The organism is Shewanella sp. DAU305, assembly GCF_026802235.1.
Lineage (GTDB): Bacteria > Pseudomonadota > Gammaproteobacteria > Enterobacterales > Shewanellaceae > Shewanella > Shewanella baltica.
In genome coordinates this window covers 542,570-558,917 of record NZ_CP113808.1, presented here as the reverse complement: position 1 = coordinate 558,917, position 16,348 = coordinate 542,570, and the positions used below count along the sequence as shown (strand labels likewise).

General features: G+C 48.0%; 14 protein-coding genes, 1 tRNA gene and 3 rRNA genes. 4 read left to right on the top strand and 14 right to left on the bottom strand.

Going from position 1 to position 16,348, the window contains the following annotated elements; translation table 11 throughout:
• The first annotated feature begins 4 nt into the window (after positions 1–4).
• Positions 5–1,210, top strand: coding sequence for a S41 family peptidase (locus OX890_RS02385; protein WP_011848272.1), 1,206 nt, complete (start codon positions 5–7; stop codon positions 1,208–1,210).
• Between the two features lie 12 nt (positions 1,211–1,222).
• Positions 1,223–1,990, top strand: a complete 768-nt coding sequence (locus OX890_RS02380) for a divergent polysaccharide deacetylase family protein (RefSeq protein ID WP_268650042.1) — start codon at positions 1,223–1,225, stop codon at positions 1,988–1,990.
• Here the strand turns inward: OX890_RS02380 and OX890_RS02375 are convergent.
• The 6 genes from OX890_RS02375 to OX890_RS02350 form a co-directional block, all read right to left on the bottom strand.
• Positions 1,965–2,420, bottom strand: coding sequence for an Rrf2 family transcriptional regulator (locus OX890_RS02375; protein WP_006083784.1), 456 nt, complete (start codon positions 2,418–2,420; stop codon positions 1,965–1,967). The genes OX890_RS02380 and OX890_RS02375 overlap by 26 nt on opposite strands.
• Before the next feature lie 22 nt (positions 2,421–2,442).
• Complete coding sequence (locus OX890_RS02370) at positions 2,443–2,697, bottom strand: YkgJ family cysteine cluster protein (protein ID WP_012586352.1); 255 nt, start codon at positions 2,695–2,697, stop codon at positions 2,443–2,445.
• 299 nt (positions 2,698–2,996) lie between these two features.
• A tRNA-Asp gene (locus tag OX890_RS02365) sits at positions 2,997–3,073 on the bottom strand.
• A gap of 36 nt (positions 3,074–3,109) precedes the next feature.
• Positions 3,110–3,225: ribosomal RNA gene (gene rrf / locus OX890_RS02360) — 5S ribosomal RNA — on the bottom strand.
• Between the two features lie 139 nt (positions 3,226–3,364).
• Positions 3,365–6,269: ribosomal RNA gene (locus OX890_RS02355) — 23S ribosomal RNA — on the bottom strand.
• A gap of 416 nt (positions 6,270–6,685) precedes the next feature.
• Positions 6,686–8,230 (bottom strand): 16S ribosomal RNA (locus tag OX890_RS02350).
• Together the 16S, 23S and 5S rRNA genes with 1 tRNA gene alongside form the textbook arrangement of a ribosomal RNA operon.
• A 587-nt stretch (positions 8,231–8,817) precedes the next feature.
• Between OX890_RS02350 and OX890_RS02345 the strand changes: the two genes are divergently transcribed.
• Positions 8,818–9,366 (top strand): gamma carbonic anhydrase family protein, encoded by a 549-nt coding sequence (locus OX890_RS02345; RefSeq protein WP_006083786.1) that lies wholly within the window; start codon positions 8,818–8,820, stop codon positions 9,364–9,366.
• Positions 9,367–9,472: 106 nt separating this feature from the next.
• Here the strand turns inward: OX890_RS02345 and OX890_RS02340 are convergent, their stop codons facing one another.
• Together OX890_RS02340 and aroE are read right to left on the bottom strand one after the other, a co-directional pair.
• On the bottom strand, positions 9,473–9,748 hold the full coding sequence (locus OX890_RS02340; protein WP_006083787.1) for a DUF1488 domain-containing protein: 276 nt from the start codon (positions 9,746–9,748) through the stop codon (positions 9,473–9,475).
• Positions 9,749–9,753: 5 nt separating this feature from the next.
• Complete coding sequence (gene aroE, locus OX890_RS02335; protein ID WP_126493407.1) at positions 9,754–10,602, bottom strand: shikimate dehydrogenase; 849 nt, start codon at positions 10,600–10,602, stop codon at positions 9,754–9,756.
• 141 nt (positions 10,603–10,743) lie between these two features.
• Here aroE and OX890_RS02330 point away from each other — a divergent pair, with 141 nt between their 5' ends.
• Positions 10,744–11,181, top strand: a complete 438-nt coding sequence (locus OX890_RS02330) for a group II truncated hemoglobin (protein ID WP_012586348.1) — start codon at positions 10,744–10,746, stop codon at positions 11,179–11,181.
• A 34-nt stretch (positions 11,182–11,215) separates the two neighbouring features.
• Here OX890_RS02330 and hemF read toward each other — a convergent pair whose 3' ends face one another.
• The 6 genes from hemF to OX890_RS02300 form a co-directional block, all read right to left on the bottom strand.
• Positions 11,216–12,124 carry an oxygen-dependent coproporphyrinogen oxidase gene (gene hemF / locus OX890_RS02325; protein ID WP_126490855.1) on the bottom strand — a complete coding sequence of 303 codons (909 nt, stop codon included), beginning with the start codon at positions 12,122–12,124 and terminating at the stop codon, positions 11,216–11,218.
• 25 nt (positions 12,125–12,149) lie between these two features.
• The gene (locus OX890_RS02320) at positions 12,150–12,716 is read right to left on the bottom strand and encodes an L-threonylcarbamoyladenylate synthase (protein ID WP_226060052.1); all 567 of its coding nucleotides are present in this window, start codon (positions 12,714–12,716) and stop codon (positions 12,150–12,152) included.
• Between the two features lie 126 nt (positions 12,717–12,842).
• Positions 12,843–13,406, bottom strand: coding sequence for a DNA topoisomerase family protein (locus tag OX890_RS02315; protein WP_071939894.1), 564 nt, complete (start codon positions 13,404–13,406; stop codon positions 12,843–12,845).
• Between the two features lie 119 nt (positions 13,407–13,525).
• Positions 13,526–13,999: a DUF494 family protein gene (locus OX890_RS02310; RefSeq protein WP_006083793.1), complete on the bottom strand. Its 474-nt coding sequence runs from the start codon at positions 13,997–13,999 to the stop codon at positions 13,526–13,528.
• A 2-nt stretch (positions 14,000–14,001) separates the two neighbouring features.
• On the bottom strand, positions 14,002–15,018 hold the full coding sequence (dprA, locus tag OX890_RS02305; protein ID WP_172599541.1) for a DNA-processing protein DprA: 1,017 nt from the start codon (positions 15,016–15,018) through the stop codon (positions 14,002–14,004).
• Positions 15,019–15,101: 83 nt separating this feature from the next.
• The gene (locus tag OX890_RS02300; RefSeq protein ID WP_006084796.1) at positions 15,102–16,232 is read right to left on the bottom strand and encodes a LysM peptidoglycan-binding domain-containing protein; all 1,131 of its coding nucleotides are present in this window, start codon (positions 16,230–16,232) and stop codon (positions 15,102–15,104) included.
• Positions 16,233–16,348: the final 116 nt, after the last annotated feature.

Genomic DNA, 16,348 nt, shown 5'->3' with positions numbered 1-16,348 from the left:
GGCTATGAAACACATGATCCGCTATATCAGTTGCGTTGGATTAGGCCTGACTTTGGGCCTATCCATCAGCCTCTCTAGTCAAGAGAACGCTAAGTCCTATCGCAGTGATTTTGACTATCCGTTACTGCAAGATGTACTTGAAACCGTTGAAACTTATTACGTAAAAACCGTTTCGAAAGAAGAGTTAGTGCAAGCGGCAATCAAAGGTATTTTTGAGCACTTAGATCCCTATTCTAGCTTTTTGAATCACCAAGAATTACTCGATCTCAAAGACTCCAATCGCGGCGAATATTTTGGTTTCGGCTTCGAAGTCGCAACCCAAAATGACCACATCAACATCATCGCCCCCTTCGCCCATTCCCCTGCAGAACAAGCCGGAATACGCGCAGGCGACATTATCGTTAAGCTCAACGACACACTGGCGACCGAGACTAACCTCGCCAATATCCTTGCCGAGATAAAAAAACATAGCCTCAGCAATCAAAGCATTAAGCTAGTGCTTAAGCACAGCAATGACGATGCGACCTTTGAGGTGTCACTCAAGCCGAGCACTATCACTATCGAATCTGTCACCACTCAACTACTTGATGGCAATATTGGTTATGTCAGATTAAGTAGCTTCCAAGAAAACTCGACCGAAGATATGGTGCGTTCACTTAGCCAATGGCAAAACAAACCGCTTGCCGGGCTTATCTTAGATTTACGTAATAATCCCGGCGGCCTGCTCGACCAAGCCGTTAAAATTGCTGACCTATTTCTCGCCAAGGGACGCATAGTCTCAACCTCTGGCCGCTTCTTCGATGCCAACTCCGACTACTATGCCTCACCACAAACCATGCTGACTAACGTGCCCATGCTAGTGTTGATCAACAAAGGCTCGGCCTCTGCATCCGAAGTGCTCGCCGCCGCATTGCAGGAAAATGGTCGGGCTAAGCTCTTAGGTGAGACCAGTTTCGGTAAAGGCACAGTCCAAAGCCTGATCCCCATCTTAGAAGATGGTAACGCGATAAAACTCACCATTGCTCAGTACAATACCCCCAGAGGTGAAAACATTCACAACATAGGAATCGTCCCAGACATAAAAATTGCCGCAGAAACTGGTTCCGGCGCGGGTAATTTGGCTATAATCGACGCCCTATCCGCCCATGCATCTCTGGCCCAAGATCATCAAGTGACCTCAGCCATTGCATGGATACAGCATCATGACTAATAAGAAGAAACTGTGCGCTTACTTTATTCCTTGGCCCTATTGGCCCTAAGCATTTCTCAAAGTCATGCTACCCAGATTGCGCTCATTATTGATGACATAGGTTATCGTCATACCGATCAAGCCGTGCTGGCACTGCCCAGCACAGTGACACTCTCAGTGTTACCTCATACTCCTCTTGGCAAAGAACTCGCAAATGCTGGCCATAAAAAGGGCCACGAAATCATGCTGCATCTGCCTATGCAGGCGCTTAATGGTAAGGCGTTAGGGCTAGGGGGATTGACCAATACTATGACTGAGGTACAAATTCGCGCCAGTGTTGTCGATGCAATTAACAGCGTTCCTTTTGCTAAAGGTGCCAATAACCACATGGGGAGCCTATTGACTCAACTCGATGATCCTATGCTGTGGGTGATGGAAACCCTCAAACAAAAGCATCTGTATTTTATCGATAGTATGACAACAAGATTCACTAAGGCGGGAGAGACAGCGGATCAGTTGGGCGTGCCGTTATTAAAACGCCAACTGTTTCTAGACAATGACATCAGTGCCAAAGCACTCGAAAGACAATTTAGCTTAATGATAAGTCAGGCACATACTCAAGGTAACCTAGTGGCGATTGCCCATCCTTATCCAGAAACCATGCGCTTCTTAAAGGCCAATCTACAAAGACTAAAAACCGAGGGGATAGATCTAGTACCTGCATCAAGCTTGCTCCCCATCGGCATTGCACACAAAAATGGAACTAATAATGGAACTAATCCAGCTGTAACACTGAGATAGACATGTCAGGCAGCAAGGCAAGTAACTCATCACGATTACTCACAATGTCCAGCAGAGTATATTGATCGAGCACATTCAAATACGCTTCAACTGCTTGTGCTAACACGCCTTTCAACTTACAGGCAGGCGTGAATCGGCAGTAAGGTTTACTGCAATCAATCGGCGCTAACGAGTTTTCTAACACCCGAACTAACTGACCTAAGTTAATCTCACTCGCAGGCTTACCCAAACGGAAACCGCCCATCTTACCGCGAATGGTTTCGAGGTAACCCATTTTGCCTAAATGATGCACGATTTTAGATACATGATTTGGAGACAGATCAAATACCTGAGTAATTTCAGCAATTCTAAATAAAGTGGTTCTGTCTGGCTGAACCGCCAAATACATCAAGGTACGAACGCCAAAATCGGTATAACGAGTTAACTGCATATTTCACCTGTCAGCGATAAACTTAATGAGAGGTTTGAGCTTCGAGTTGGGTTATCAACCAAAGCGCCTCTTCGTTCGAATGACCGCATACATCTTCCGATGCATCAAAATCACTACAAACTGCGGGACGATCGGGCGAGCCGAAGATCAAACATAAATTGGCATCACTCAGCTGCACACAACGCTCACCCGCAGCCTTACCATTTGGCATACCAGGAATACAGCTGCTAATTGAAGGCGCAATACAGCAAGCACCACACCCAAGACGACAATTCATTTTCGTTACTCATGAAAGACATAAGGCATTATACCGTTTAATTTGTCCGAGATCAGTGTCACAGGTCAATACTGCCAAGTCGCGCACAAGCGCCATTCTGTGCGAGAAAGGCATAATATGAAATAAGTGGGACAAACTTAGACAAAAGTAGCTGAGATTTAAATTTTACGCCGACGAATATGAGGTAGCGATGCCGAGCTGGGCTGTTAAGCAGGGATGCTGTTGGCCGCGACGATTGAAATAGATAAATTCCAGATACGAAAAAGCCCTAACATTGCTGTTAGGGCTTATCGAAATGTTGGCGGAGCGGACGGGACTCGAACCCGCGACCCCCGGCGTGACAGGCCGGTATTCTAACCAACTGAACTACCGCTCCTTTAGCCTAACGTTTGCACGTTAACCTAAATTAGGCGCTTGGCGATGACCTACTCTCACATGGGGAGACCCCACACTACCATCGGCGCGTTTGCGTTTCACTTCTGAGTTCGGGATGGGATCAGGTGGTTCCACAAGGCTATTGTCACCAAGCAAATTCTGTTTATTACCGTGTCCATCGCTGGCTCACGCTAATAATAATTCGGAAAGCTGATTTGCTTTGTTTGAGTTCGCACTTCATCAAGTGTCGATATTCTGTCTAAGGCTACTTCGTAAAACCCATCTGGGTTGTATGGTTAAGCCTCTCGAGTCATTAGTACATGTTAGCTCAACGCCTCACAACGCTTACACACCATGCCTATCAACGTCCTAGTCTCGAACGGCTCTTTAGAGGAATTAAATTCCTAGGGATGACTCATCTTAGGGCTCGCTTCCCGCTTAGATGCTTTCAGCGGTTATCGATTCCGAACGTAGCTACCGGGCAATGCCATTGGCATGACAACCCGAACACCAGCGGTTCGTCCACTCCGGTCCTCTCGTACTAGGAGCAGCTCCCTTCAATCATCCAACGCCCACGGCAGATAGGGACCGAACTGTCTCACGACGTTCTGAACCCAGCTCGCGTACCACTTTAAATGGCGAACAGCCATACCCTTGGGACCGACTTCAGCCCCAGGATGTGATGAGCCGACATCGAGGTGCCAAACACCGCCGTCGATATGAACTCTTGGGCGGTATCAGCCTGTTATCCCCGGAGTACCTTTTATCCGTTGAGCGATGGCCCTTCCATTCAGAACCACCGGATCACTATGACCTACTTTCGTACCTGCTCGACGTGTATGTCTCGCAGTTAAGCTGGCTTATGCCATTGCACTAACCGTACGATGTCCGACCGTACTTAGCCAACCTTCGTGCTCCTCCGTTACTCTTTGGGAGGAGACCGCCCCAGTCAAACTACCCACCAGGCACTGTCCCTAATCCCGATAAGGGACCTAGGTTAGAACATCAAAACTACAAGGGTGGTATTTCAAGGACGACTCCATCATGACTAGCGTCATAACTTCAAAGTCTCCCACCTATCCTACACATGTAGGTTCAATGTTCAGTGCCAAGCTATAGTAAAGGTTCACGGGGTCTTTCCGTCTAGCCGCGGGTATACGGCATCTTCACCGCAATTTCAACTTCACTGAGTCTCGGCTGGAGACAGCGTGGCCATCATTACGCCATTCGTGCAGGTCGGAACTTACCCGACAAGGAATTTCGCTACCTTAGGACCGTTATAGTTACGGCCGCCGTTTACCGGGGCTTCGATCATGAGCTTCTCTTGCGATAACCCAATCAATTAACCTTCCGGCACCGGGCAGGCGTCACACCGTATACTTCCTCTTGCGAGTTTGCACAGTGCTGTGTTTTTGATAAACAGTTGCAGCCACCTGGTATCTGCGACTCCCGTCAGCTTAGAGAGCAAGTCTCATCACCAACAGGAGCGTACCTTCTCCCGAAGTTACGGTACCATTTTGCCTAGTTCCTTCAGCCGAGTTCTCTCAAGCGCCTTGGTATTCTCTACCCGACCACCTGTGTCGGTTTGGGGTACGATTCCCACTAACCTGAAGCTTAGAAGATTTTCCTGGAAGCATGGCATCAACTACTTCAGTCCCTTAGGACCTCGTCATCAGCTCTCAGTGTGTACATTAAAGTACGTGTTCCCGGATTTGCCTAAGAACACCACCTACCACCTTAAACGCGGACTACCAACGCCGCGCTAGCCTAGCCTTCTCCGTCTCTCCATCGCAGTTAGCGGAAGTACAGAAATATTAATCTGTTTCCCATCGATTACGCCTTTCGGCCTCACCTTAGGGGTCGACTCACCCTGCCCCGATTAACGTTGGACAGGAACCCTTGGTCTTCCGGCGAGGGGGTTTTTCACCCCCTTTATCGTTACTCATGTCAGCATTCGCACTTCTGATACCTCCAGCGTGGGTTACCCCTTCACCTTCAACGGCTTACAGAACGCTCCTCTACCGCGCATCTCTAATGAAATGCACCCGTAGCTTCGGTGACTAGCTTAGCCCCGTTACATCTTCCGCGCAGGCCGACTCGACTAGTGAGCTATTACGCTTTCTTTAAATGATGGCTGCTTCTAAGCCAACATCCTAGCTGTCTAAGCCTTCCCACATCGTTTCCCACTTAGCTAGTACTTTGGGACCTTAGCTGACGGTCTGGGTTGTTTCCCTTTTGACGACGGACGTTAGCACCCGCCGTCTGTCTCCCGAGTAGTACTCATTGGTATTCGGAGTTTGCAAAGGGTTGGTAAGTCGGGATGACCCCCTAGCCTTAACAGTGCTCTACCCCCAATGGTATTCGCTCGAGGCGCTACCTAAATAGCTTTCGAGGAGAACCAGATATCTCCCGGTTTGATTGGCCTTTCACCCCCAGCCACAAGTCATCCGCTAATTTTTCAACATTAGTCGGTTCGGTCCTCCAGTTGATGTTACTCAACCTTCAACCTGCCCATGGCTAGATCACCGGGTTTCGGGTCTACACCTTGCAACTAAACGCGCAGTTAACACTCGGTTTCCCTACGGCTCCGCTATTCGCTTAACCTCGCTACAAAATGTAAGTCGCTGACCCATTATACAAAAGGTACGCAGTCACGGTCTCAAGAACCGCTCCCACTGCTTGTACGTATACGGTTTCAGGTTCTATTTCACTCCCCTCACAGGGGTTCTTTTCGCCTTTCCCTCACGGTACTGGTTCACTATCGGTCAGTCAGGAGTATTTAGCCTTGGAGGATGGTCCCCCCATATTCAAACAGGATGTCACGTGTCCCGCCTTACTCGTTTTCATCAATGGTTAGTTTTCATGTACGGGGCTATCACCCTGTGCCGCTGTGCTTTCCAACACATTCCACTAACACCCCACTGACTTAAGGGCTAATCCCCGTTCGCTCGCCGCTACTAGGGGAATCTCGGTTGATTTCTTTTCCTCCGGGTACTTAGATGTTTCAGTTCCCCGGGTTCGCCTCGCAACACTATGTATTCATGTTGCGATAACAGCTTATGCTGCTGGGTTCCCCCATTCGGACATCGTTAGCTCAAATGCTTGTTACTAGCTCGCCAACGCTTTTCGCAAGTTACTACGTCCTTCATCGCCTCTGACTGCCAAGGCATCCACCGTATACGCTTAGTCGCTTAACCATACAACCCAAATGAGTTTCACTCATCTGAGTCGTATTGCGACCAGCTTGGTTTTACTTGTCTCACTTCTGACCAAAGAAGTGGACGCGCCTTAGACGTAAACTATTCAACTAAGAATAATTTACTTTTGAATATTCAAGACACTTAATAAAGTGTTTGAGAACTCATGATGCAAACGTTTCCACGTTTACATCGGTTTGTAAGTAACATGACGACAGACATCATCACGTTAAATACTATCAGCTTTCCAAATTGTTAAAGAACAATGCGTACCGGCTCGCGGCGCATTCAGCTCTGACTTCTCCTAAGAGAAGATAAACAAGCAATCTGTGTGAACACTCAAAAGGTACACGGATGTACCGAATGTCGAAAATGCAGGAGCATTTTTCGACCAAACATTAAGTTAGTCGTATAGGTAAGGAGGTGATCCAGCCCCAGGTTCCCCTAGGGCTACCTTGTTACGACTTCACCCCAGTCATGAACCACAAAGTGGTGAGCGCCCCCCCGAAGGTTAAGCTACCCACTTCTTTTGCAGCCCACTCCCATGGTGTGACGGGCGGTGTGTACAAGGCCCGGGAACGTATTCACCGTGGCATTCTGATCCACGATTACTAGCGATTCCGACTTCATGGAGTCGAGTTGCAGACTCCAATCCGGACTACGACGAGCTTTGTGAGATTAGCTCCACCTCGCGGCTTTGCAACCCTCTGTACTCGCCATTGTAGCACGTGTGTAGCCCTACTCGTAAGGGCCATGATGACTTGACGTCGTCCCCACCTTCCTCCGGTTTATCACCGGCAGTCTCCCTAGAGTTCCCACCATTACGTGCTGGCAAATAAGGATAGGGGTTGCGCTCGTTGCGGGACTTAACCCAACATTTCACAACACGAGCTGACGACAGCCATGCAGCACCTGTCTCACGGTTCCCGAAGGCACTAAGCTATCTCTAGCGAATTCCGTGGATGTCAAGAGTAGGTAAGGTTCTTCGCGTTGCATCGAATTAAACCACATGCTCCACCGCTTGTGCGGGCCCCCGTCAATTCATTTGAGTTTTAACCTTGCGGCCGTACTCCCCAGGCGGTCTACTTAATGCGTTAGCTTGAGAGCCCAGTGTTCAAGACACCAAACTCCGAGTAGACATCGTTTACGGCGTGGACTACCAGGGTATCTAATCCTGTTTGCTCCCCACGCTTTCGTGCCTGAGCGTCAGTCTTTGTCCAGGGGGCCGCCTTCGCCACCGGTATTCCTCCAGATCTCTACGCATTTCACCGCTACACCTGGAATTCTACCCCCCTCTACAAGACTCTAGTTCGCCAGTTCGAAATGCAATTCCCAGGTTGAGCCCGGGGCTTTCACATCTCGCTTAACAAACCGCCTGCGCACGCTTTACGCCCAGTAATTCCGATTAACGCTCGGACCCTCCGTATTACCGCGGCTGCTGGCACGGAGTTAGCCGGTCCTTCTTCTGTAGGTAACGTCACAGCAACAGCGTATTAAGCTGCTACCTTTCCTCCCTACTGAAAGTGCTTTACAACCCGAAGGCCTTCTTCACACACGCGGCATGGCTGCATCAGGGTTTCCCCCATTGTGCAATATTCCCCACTGCTGCCTCCCGTAGGAGTCTGGGCCGTGTCTCAGTCCCAGTGTGGCTGATCATCCTCTCAGAACAGCTAGGGATCGTCGCCTTGGTGAGCCATTACCTCACCAACTAGCTAATCCCACCTAGGTTCATCCAATCGCGGAAGGCCCGAAGGTCCCCTCCTTTCCCCCGTAGGGCGTATGCGGTATTAGCAGTCGTTTCCAACTGTTATCCCCCTCGACTGGGCAGATCCCTAGGCATTACTCACCCGTCCGCCGCTCGCCGGCAAAGATAGCAAGCTATCTTCCCGCTGCCGCTCGACTTGCATGTGTTAGGCCTGCCGCCAGCGTTCAATCTGAGCCATGATCAAACTCTTCAATTAAAGTTTTGTTGCTTCCGTCTTACGACTTTAGCGGCTCAATGAATTCTGATTTTTTGTTTCTCGCACTCCTTATAAAAGAAGGGCTAAAACAAACTGTACATATTGCTATGAACACTCATTATTACATTGATTTAAATTTTTGACTGCCAACCCTAAGGTTAAGCAGTTTCGATTAACTCAACACCTGTGAGTGTCCACACAGATTTCTTGTTTTATCTTGTTAAAGAGCAACTCAATATCCGTAAGAGGACGTGAGTACCACACTGAGCGTCGAACGCTTCCAGTTGGCTAGGGCTGCGTATTCTACGCATTTCCCGTTTCGCGTCAAGGAGTTTTTTCAACTTCTTGCTGCGATTGAATTAAGTGCGATTCTCAACAGAGAGTAAGCCATTCAATTCAATCTAACTCGTCAGCTTGCTTTCGCTGTCTGCCGTGTCAGTGGATGCGCATTATAGGGAGATTGAGAAAGTGCGCAACCCCTATTTTTAAGATAATTGTCATTTTCTCACTGTTCGTTGGATATTTGACCTGACCAGCTAGTTTTTAACCTTTATAATGCAAAAAACCACTCAATTAGGGACTTTTCTATGTCAGGGCCACTCAGAACTTACCAAGGTATTCATCCTCAATTAGGCAATAATGTGTATGTAGATGAAGCTTCGGTGCTTGTTGGCGATATTGCGTTAGATACTGATGCCAGTATTTGGCCTATGGTGGCGGCGCGTGGTGATGTTAACCATATTCGTATTGGTAAGCGCTCGAACGTGCAAGACGGTAGCATATTGCATGTGACGCGTAAGTCAGCTGCTCGTCCCGATGGTCATCCACTGATTATTGGTGATGATGTGACTATTGGTCACAAGGCGATGCTTCACGGTTGCAAAGTCGGTAACCGAGTATTAGTGGGCATGGGCGCGATTATACTTGACGGTGCGATTTTAGAAGATGATGTGATCTTAGGTGCGGGCTCTTTAGTGCCACCGGGCAAGGTATTACAGAGCGGCTATTTATATGTAGGCAGCCCAGCTAAGCAGGCTCGTCCATTAACGCCTGCCGAAATGGCCTTTTTGCCAGAATCTGCCGACAACTATGTCAGACTGAAAAACGAGTACTTAGTTGAGTTACAAAACATCTAGTCGGTTAGCGTTAGTCGCTTAGTATCGCTATATAAGAAAGGCGGCAGAGACTCATTCAGTCTCTGCCGCCTTTTGCAAAATCTATCCACTGAAACTCGCTATCAAACTAGCCTAGGCGAACTGCGCCAAACTCATCAAACTCTTCGGCTTCAATTAAGTCTTCTGCCATTTCTTCGGCGTCAAATCTCACCGCATCAAATAATGCCAGCATAGCTGCCGCTTCATCGGTGCTCGGCTGTTCAGAGAAATCATTCAGCTCACGTAATTTAGCAGCACTGATATAGCACTTGATGTTCATCCCCTGCGATTGCGCCATAAAACAGATTTGCCCTTGGGCATCGTCCCAATATTGCAGATCAGGGAAAAGAATACTTTGATTCATGCTTCCTACTTAGGCTCTGCCATTAGTTTGTCCCGCAAAAGCGTCAACACCACTTGGGTGTCGGGCTCAATACCTCGCCATAAGGTAAAACTCTTAGCCGCTTGTCCGACTAACATACCTAGCCCATCAATGACTTTCGCCGCACCTTGGGAGAGTGCCCATTGGTTAAACGCGGTGACCGAGGCGCCATACATCATGTCATAACAAACGGTTTGGGTGGTGATGATATGTGCTGGCAAAGGTGGCAACTCGCCCGCAAGGCTAGCCGAGGTTGAATTAATAATGATATCGAACTCGCCCGCAAGCTCACTCATTTCTACGGCGGTGACTTTACTCGCGTAAGCGCCGTTATCCACAGAAGTAAAAATATCGACCAAAAGCTGCGCCTTAGTGTGGGTGCGATTGCTGATGGTCAGTTGTGCAATCTCCGCATTTAATAACGGCAGAATACAACCGCGCGCCGCGCCACCAGCTCCAATGAGTAACACGCGCTGATCTTGCAAGCTACCTAAGTTAGCGATGAGATCGGCCACCAGCCCTAAGCCGTCGGTGTTATCACCGCGAATAGTGCCATCGGCCAATAAACTTAAGGTGTTGACTGCGCCAGCGAGTTTGGCTTCGGGGCTGATACTGTCACACAGCGCAAAAGCTTGCTCCTTAAAAGGCACTGTCACATTGGCGCCCTTACCGCCCGCATTGAAAAACGCCGTCAATGAGGCTTCAAAACCATCGACCGGAGCGAGAATGGCTTCATAGGTTAATGACTCTTGGGTGGGCGCGGCAAATTGTCCATGGATGAACGGCGATTTACTGTGGCTAATTGGATTGCCAAACACTGCGTATCTGTCTGTCATAGCGATATGAAATTTTAGGTTCAATGGCTTTGCAGTCTACCGCGCTTTTGAGCCCACGCAAGACGAATTATGCTCAACTAAATTTCACGCTATAATGCGCCATCGGCTCAATACACTCTACTTTAGTGAACGACTATTCCAATGAACTGGCTTAAAAAGATTTTTAGTAAACACACTCCGCCGCAGGATGATCGCGATCCTAGTCAATCTAACGCCTATGACTTAATCGGCGGCGAAAAGGTGATCCGCGCTATCACTAAATGTTTTTATCAGAAGATGGCAAGCTCAACAGAAACGACAACACTGCTTGCCATTCATAGGGCGCCCATTGCGGAGTCAGAGCAGAAGTTGTTTGAATTTTTAAGTGGTTGGCTAGGCGGACCGCAGCTTTATCAGCAAAAATATGGTCATCCCGCATTGCGAGCACGACACATGCATGTCGATATTGATGAGGCAATGCGCGATCAATGGCTGTTTTGTATGAAGTTTGCTATTGAAGAGAATATTAAAAAGCCAGAGCATCGAGCCGCCATTTTTGAGGCGATTTCAACTCTGGCCGATCATATGCGTAATCAATAACGTGGATATGGCATCCACTTTTTAAGATTAACGGCTAAACCCAGTCGCGTGGTTTGAGGTAGTTATCGTACAAATCTGCCTCTGGGCTTCCCGCCTCTGGCGTATAAGCATATTGCCAACGCACTAATGGCGGCATCGACATTAAGATAGACTCGGTACGTCCACCTGTCTGCAGACCAAACAGCGTGCCTCTGTCGTAGACTAAGTTGAACTCAACATAACGACCACGGCGATAGAGTTGGAACTGACGCTCACGCTCACCGAACTCAGTATCCTTACGACGCTCAACAATCGGCGCATAGGCCGTTAAGAAGCCATTGCCCACGGCTTGCATAAAGCTAAAGCTTTGCTCGAATCCTGCTTGATTCAAGTCATCGAAAAAAAGTCCGCCCACACCGCGGGTTTCATTACGATGCGGCAGGAAGAAATACTCATCGCACCATTTCTTATACTTGGGATAAACCTCATCCCCGAAAGGCGCACAAATATCCTTAGACGTTTGATGCCACTCGCGCACATCTTCCTCAAATGGATAATAAGGTGTTAAGTCAAAACCACCGCCAAACCACCACACAGGATCGGCACCTTCTTTTTGGGCGATGAAGAAGCGCACATTGGCGTGAGTAGTCGGTATATACGGATTGTTAGGATGGATCACTAAAGACACACCCATAGCTTCAAAACTGCGACCCGCCAATTCTGGGCGATGCGCCGTAGCTGATGCCGGCATAGCGGCGCCAGTCACATGGGAAAAGTTAACTCCAGCTTGCTCGAATACTGCACCTTGGGTTAATACTCGGCTCGTGCCACCACCGCCTTCGGCGCGGGTCCATGAATCGGCGGCAAACGTTGCTTGGCCATCCAGAGCCTGTAAACCGGCACAAATTCGGTTTTGTAAATCGAGTAAAAACGCTTTTACCACTGCAACATCAGGCACACTCATCTTGTTATCCTTATTATTGGTTTGCTCATTGTCCATTTCGTAAAATTTTGCCGCTACGCGCATCTATGATGGTCGAGGGCTGACGTTGTTCGCCGAGTTCGCCTAATACCAGTGCATCGATTTTACCGGTAAAATCAGCGAGGATTTCAGCGGCAGTTAATGCGGGATCTTCACCTGCAAGGTTAGCACTGGTCGACACTAAAGGTTTATTAAGCGCGCGGCACAGGGCTTGTACCCCAGCATGGGCCGACACTCGCACTGCGATAGAGTCAAATTCGCCACAGAGGTATTTTGAAACATGCGCTTTGATTGGCATGACAAAGGTAAAAGGCCCGGGCCACTTGGAAAATGCAAATTCAAGCTGCTCAGCCGTTAATTGTGACTCATCAACATAGGCTAAAAGCTGCTGAAAATCACTGGCGACTAAAATCAGTCCTTTTTGCCATGGGCGCTGTTTTACCGCCAATAACTTTTGGATAGCAGTGTCGTTATCAGGGTCACAACCTAGGCCATAAACCGCCTCGGTTGGATAAGCGATAACGCCACCGTCAAGAATGATGTCTTTTATATCGGATGGGTGTAGCTGCAACATTATCAAATCACCTTATGCGTCTTGTCAGTTTTTGTCATTACCCGAATCTTCGCCGCCCCATCTAACGGTCGGTTGGGGATTATACTCAAGCCGCACTAAGGCAACAAATATTATGCAATGGCCTCGCTACAAGGGGCGCTTGTACTTGCAGGTTTTTTGCGGACATTCTAAACGCATCCCCGCCGCACCTTTACGCTCGACTAAGATCCCAAAACCACAGCTCGGGCAATCTTCAGCAACCGGAGGATAATTCACAATAAACTTGCACTTAGGGTAAGCGCTACAGGCATAAAAACTCTTTCCGAAGCGGCTCGTTCTGTGCTCCAGTTTACCCGTTTTGCATTCTGGGCACGGGATATCAGGCTTGTCACCCGCTTGATCCTGTTTTTCAATATGCGTGCAGCTAGGGTATTGAGTGCAACCGATAAAGATCCCAAATCGACCAGATTTTACCGCCAGCTCGTGGCCACATTCAGGGCAAACAGAACCTTCAATCACTTGAGTTTCAATGGATTCGTGCTGCACTAAGGGACGAGTGTAATTACAGCTAGGGTAATTATTGCAGCCAATAAAACCGCCGTGCTTACTGTGCTTGACCGATAACTCGCTGCCACATTCAGGGCAAAGTTCGTATTCTTTTTCCAGTGCGTGTTCGTGGGCACTAAATAATTGTTCATCAATCTTAGACATAATCATTCACCACCTGTCGTAGCGCATTAGGATATCAAGCGCAGTGCCATCAAGGAATTTATGGCATCAAAAAAGGAGGTCTTAGCCTCCTTTCTCTCATAATTCATCTTTCACAACGATTAAGAATGTAGTCGGCCTTCGGGCTGTTCGAAGATTAAATCTTCCATTTGCTCATAAGCGGACTCATGACCAGGAGCGTTAAACAACACCATTAAGATAACCCATTTGAGATCTTCTAAAATCAGGGTTGGCTCATCCAACTCCATGACTCTATCGATCACCATTTCACGGGTTTCGACATTCAGCACTTTAACTTGCTCTAAAAACAGCAAGAAACCGCGGGATTCCACATCCAGCTTGTCCATTTCGTCCTTTGTATAGATACGAAACGAATGCTGATCGTGATTACAAAGATAAGGTTTATCCCCTTCTTGTAATTCTGCTAAGCGCTCTAACCAAGTTAACGCTTTTAAAATCTCGGATTGATGAAATCCGGCACGAGTGAGTTCCTTGGTTAACTCGTCTTCATCAACTAGTAGTTCAACTTCACTGTGAACATAGTTTTCAAATAGATACATGAGGATATCAAACATGGCTAGCTCCTCTTTACTCTGACGTAACCACCGGGTACTGCAATCACCCAACCTTGCAACTCAAGTTCAAGCATTTGTTCTAACACCAGATCTATCGTTTTCCCACTATGTTCAACTACTGCATCAATGGATGTAGTTTCATAACCTACACTAGCTAACAGAGACGAAAATGGCAAATTACAAATCTCGCCTTGCTGTATATGGTGGCATAACTTCAATTCTTCAAGGTGGTAAGCGGTTAAACTTGCCAACTCCTCCACTATATCGGCGGCTGTTTCCACAAGTTTTGCCCCATCACGTAATAAATCATGACAGCCTTGATGGTAACCGCCCAAGATTGAGCCCGGAACGGCAAACACCTCACGCCCTTGCTCCATCGCCAACCTCGCTGTGATTAAAGAACCGCTTTTACGACAGGCTTCAACCACAAGAGTCCCTAAAGACAGACCGCTAATAATCCGATTTCGTTTCGGGAAATTCCCCGCAAAGGGACCGACATCTGGCCAAAACTCGCTAAGTATACAGCCTTGCTGCTGAATATCATGATAAAGCTGCCGATGTTTTCGTGGATAAACAGTCTCAATGCCAGTCCCGAGCACAGCAACAGTTCGCCCTTGATGTTCAACACAGGCTTTATGGGCAGCGCCATCAATCCCCATAGCCATACCGCTGCAGATACCAAATCCCATTGAGGACATCTCCGCAGCCAGCTGATAAGCGACCTGCAATCCACCAGGTGAAGCATTACGACTGCCGACAATTGCAAGATAAGGAAGGGCTAACGCCTCCAAACAACCTTTAACGAACAGGACCGCGGGCGGATCTGAGAGTTGTTTTAATAACGGCGGATAAAGCGGATCGGAGAAACAAACAAGATGATTGTCTGCGGCTTGCTGCTGCCATTCGAGGGCGACATCGACTTTTTGATAATCAATAGCGAGACTATGGAGCAGATGGTCAGATAAAGGTAGCGCTTCTCTCTCGTGCTCTAACCTTTGCCTGAGGTCGTCCACTTCCATGTGCGTTAATAATTGTTGGATCCGAGCGGGTCCCAGCCCAGATACAGCGCAAACAACTAACCAATCGACCAAATGTTCAGATATTACTGACCTCTTAAGGCTAAAGACTCAGGGGCAATTAACTTATCGTCGACACGCACAGGCCGCTCAGTGGAGACAATCAAACCTAAGCTCGCTTTGTCGAATACTTTGAACACCAACAGTTTGCCATGATAGATATCTGGCATTTGAATAGCGCGATCCGATGAGACAGATGCCATTAAGTTATCGTAGGCGGTGCGCTCAGTGGCAGGCACTGGCATACCATCATTGTTGATGACGATGACTTCACCATCACGGTAAATAGAAAACACGACTCCGGGCTCAACCCCATCTTGGGTGCCTTTATCTAAGTACACCACATCCAACTTACCCGCTTCACGCATCTTTGATTCGATAGCAAGCACGACGGCTGGCGTCTTTAACTCTGCCGGTTTTGGCGTAAAGTAAGCTGACATCAAGGAATCACTTTCCATCGGCATGACTCTGAAACCCGCTTTGGTTTCACGAAAGCTGGTTAACAACTTAATTTTTGAAACCTTACCAGACTCAACCACTTGCCCAGTAGAGGCTAAAATGGCCTCTTGTCCTATCGCTTCGCCTGACGCTTTATTGAAAAACTCGCGACCACGTTCGTAAACACCGTACTTTTGATTCATCGGCAGTTCAGCATCAATATAAATCACATCACCCACAATATGGTGACGCGATGGGCTTTCACCTGCTAATACCATAGGTTGCTCGGCAAGCCAGTCGGTTGCGACAACGCGATTCTGCACTAAATACTGTTCAATTAAGGCCAAGTCGACGGCAGGAATGGCATTGCTCTTAGCAATAATCCGTCCTTCAGGACTCTTCTTCACATGGGGTTTAGCACTGTCGACCATGTCGCCGTTGCGCACAAGCCGAGGCTGACCATCGACAAACACGAGCGTGAGTTGATCGCCAGGATAAATAAGATGGGGATTGGCAATCTGTGGGTTTACATCCCAAAGACGTGGCCATTTCCATGGATCATTTAGAAACGCTGCGGAGATATCCCAAAGAGTATCGCCCTTTTTCACCACATATGACTCAGGATGCCCCGCTTTCAGCGTAAGGGTATCGGCGGCAACAAACGTGCAATTGAATGTCATTAACGCGAGTAAAATTAACCGTTTCATGGGTATTTCCATGTTGTTTGGCTCTTAGTTTGAGCTTTTACTGTTATTGATAGGCACTAAAGATTAAAATTAACCCATTAGCATCAGTCAGTATAACTAACTGGCAGAGATTTGACAGACTTGTTAAG

Excerpts from the sequence above, each read along its gene's own strand:
- OX890_RS02375 (WP_006083784.1), bottom strand. The coding sequence starts at position 2,420 with ATGCAGTTAACTCGTTATACCGATTTTGGCGTTCGTACCTTGATGTAT.
- OX890_RS02340 (WP_006083787.1), bottom strand. The coding sequence starts at position 9,748 with ATGAATCAAAGTATTCTTTTCCCTGATCTGCAATATTGGGACGATGCC.
- OX890_RS02300 (WP_006084796.1), bottom strand. The coding sequence starts at position 16,232 with ATGGAAATACCCATGAAACGGTTAATTTTACTCGCGTTAATGACATTC.
- dprA (WP_172599541.1), bottom strand. The coding sequence starts at position 15,018 with ATGGAAGTGGACGACCTCAGGCAAAGGTTAGAGCACGAGAGAGAAGCG.
- OX890_RS02370 (WP_012586352.1), bottom strand. The coding sequence starts at position 2,697 with ATGAATTGTCGTCTTGGGTGTGGTGCTTGCTGTATTGCGCCTTCAATT.
- hemF (WP_126490855.1), bottom strand. The coding sequence starts at position 12,124 with ATGAGTGTGCCTGATGTTGCAGTGGTAAAAGCGTTTTTACTCGATTTA.
- OX890_RS02345 (WP_006083786.1), top strand. The coding sequence starts at position 8,818 with ATGTCAGGGCCACTCAGAACTTACCAAGGTATTCATCCTCAATTAGGC.
- OX890_RS02320 (WP_226060052.1), bottom strand. The coding sequence starts at position 12,716 with ATGTTGCAGCTACACCCATCCGATATAAAAGACATCATTCTTGACGGT.
- aroE (WP_126493407.1), bottom strand. The coding sequence starts at position 10,602 with ATGACAGACAGATACGCAGTGTTTGGCAATCCAATTAGCCACAGTAAA.
- OX890_RS02385 (WP_011848272.1), top strand. The coding sequence starts at position 5 with ATGAAACACATGATCCGCTATATCAGTTGCGTTGGATTAGGCCTGACT.
- OX890_RS02310 (WP_006083793.1), bottom strand. The coding sequence starts at position 13,999 with ATGTTTGATATCCTCATGTATCTATTTGAAAACTATGTTCACAGTGAA.
- OX890_RS02315 (WP_071939894.1), bottom strand. The coding sequence starts at position 13,406 with ATGTCTAAGATTGATGAACAATTATTTAGTGCCCACGAACACGCACTG.
- OX890_RS02330 (WP_012586348.1), top strand. The coding sequence starts at position 10,744 with ATGAACTGGCTTAAAAAGATTTTTAGTAAACACACTCCGCCGCAGGAT.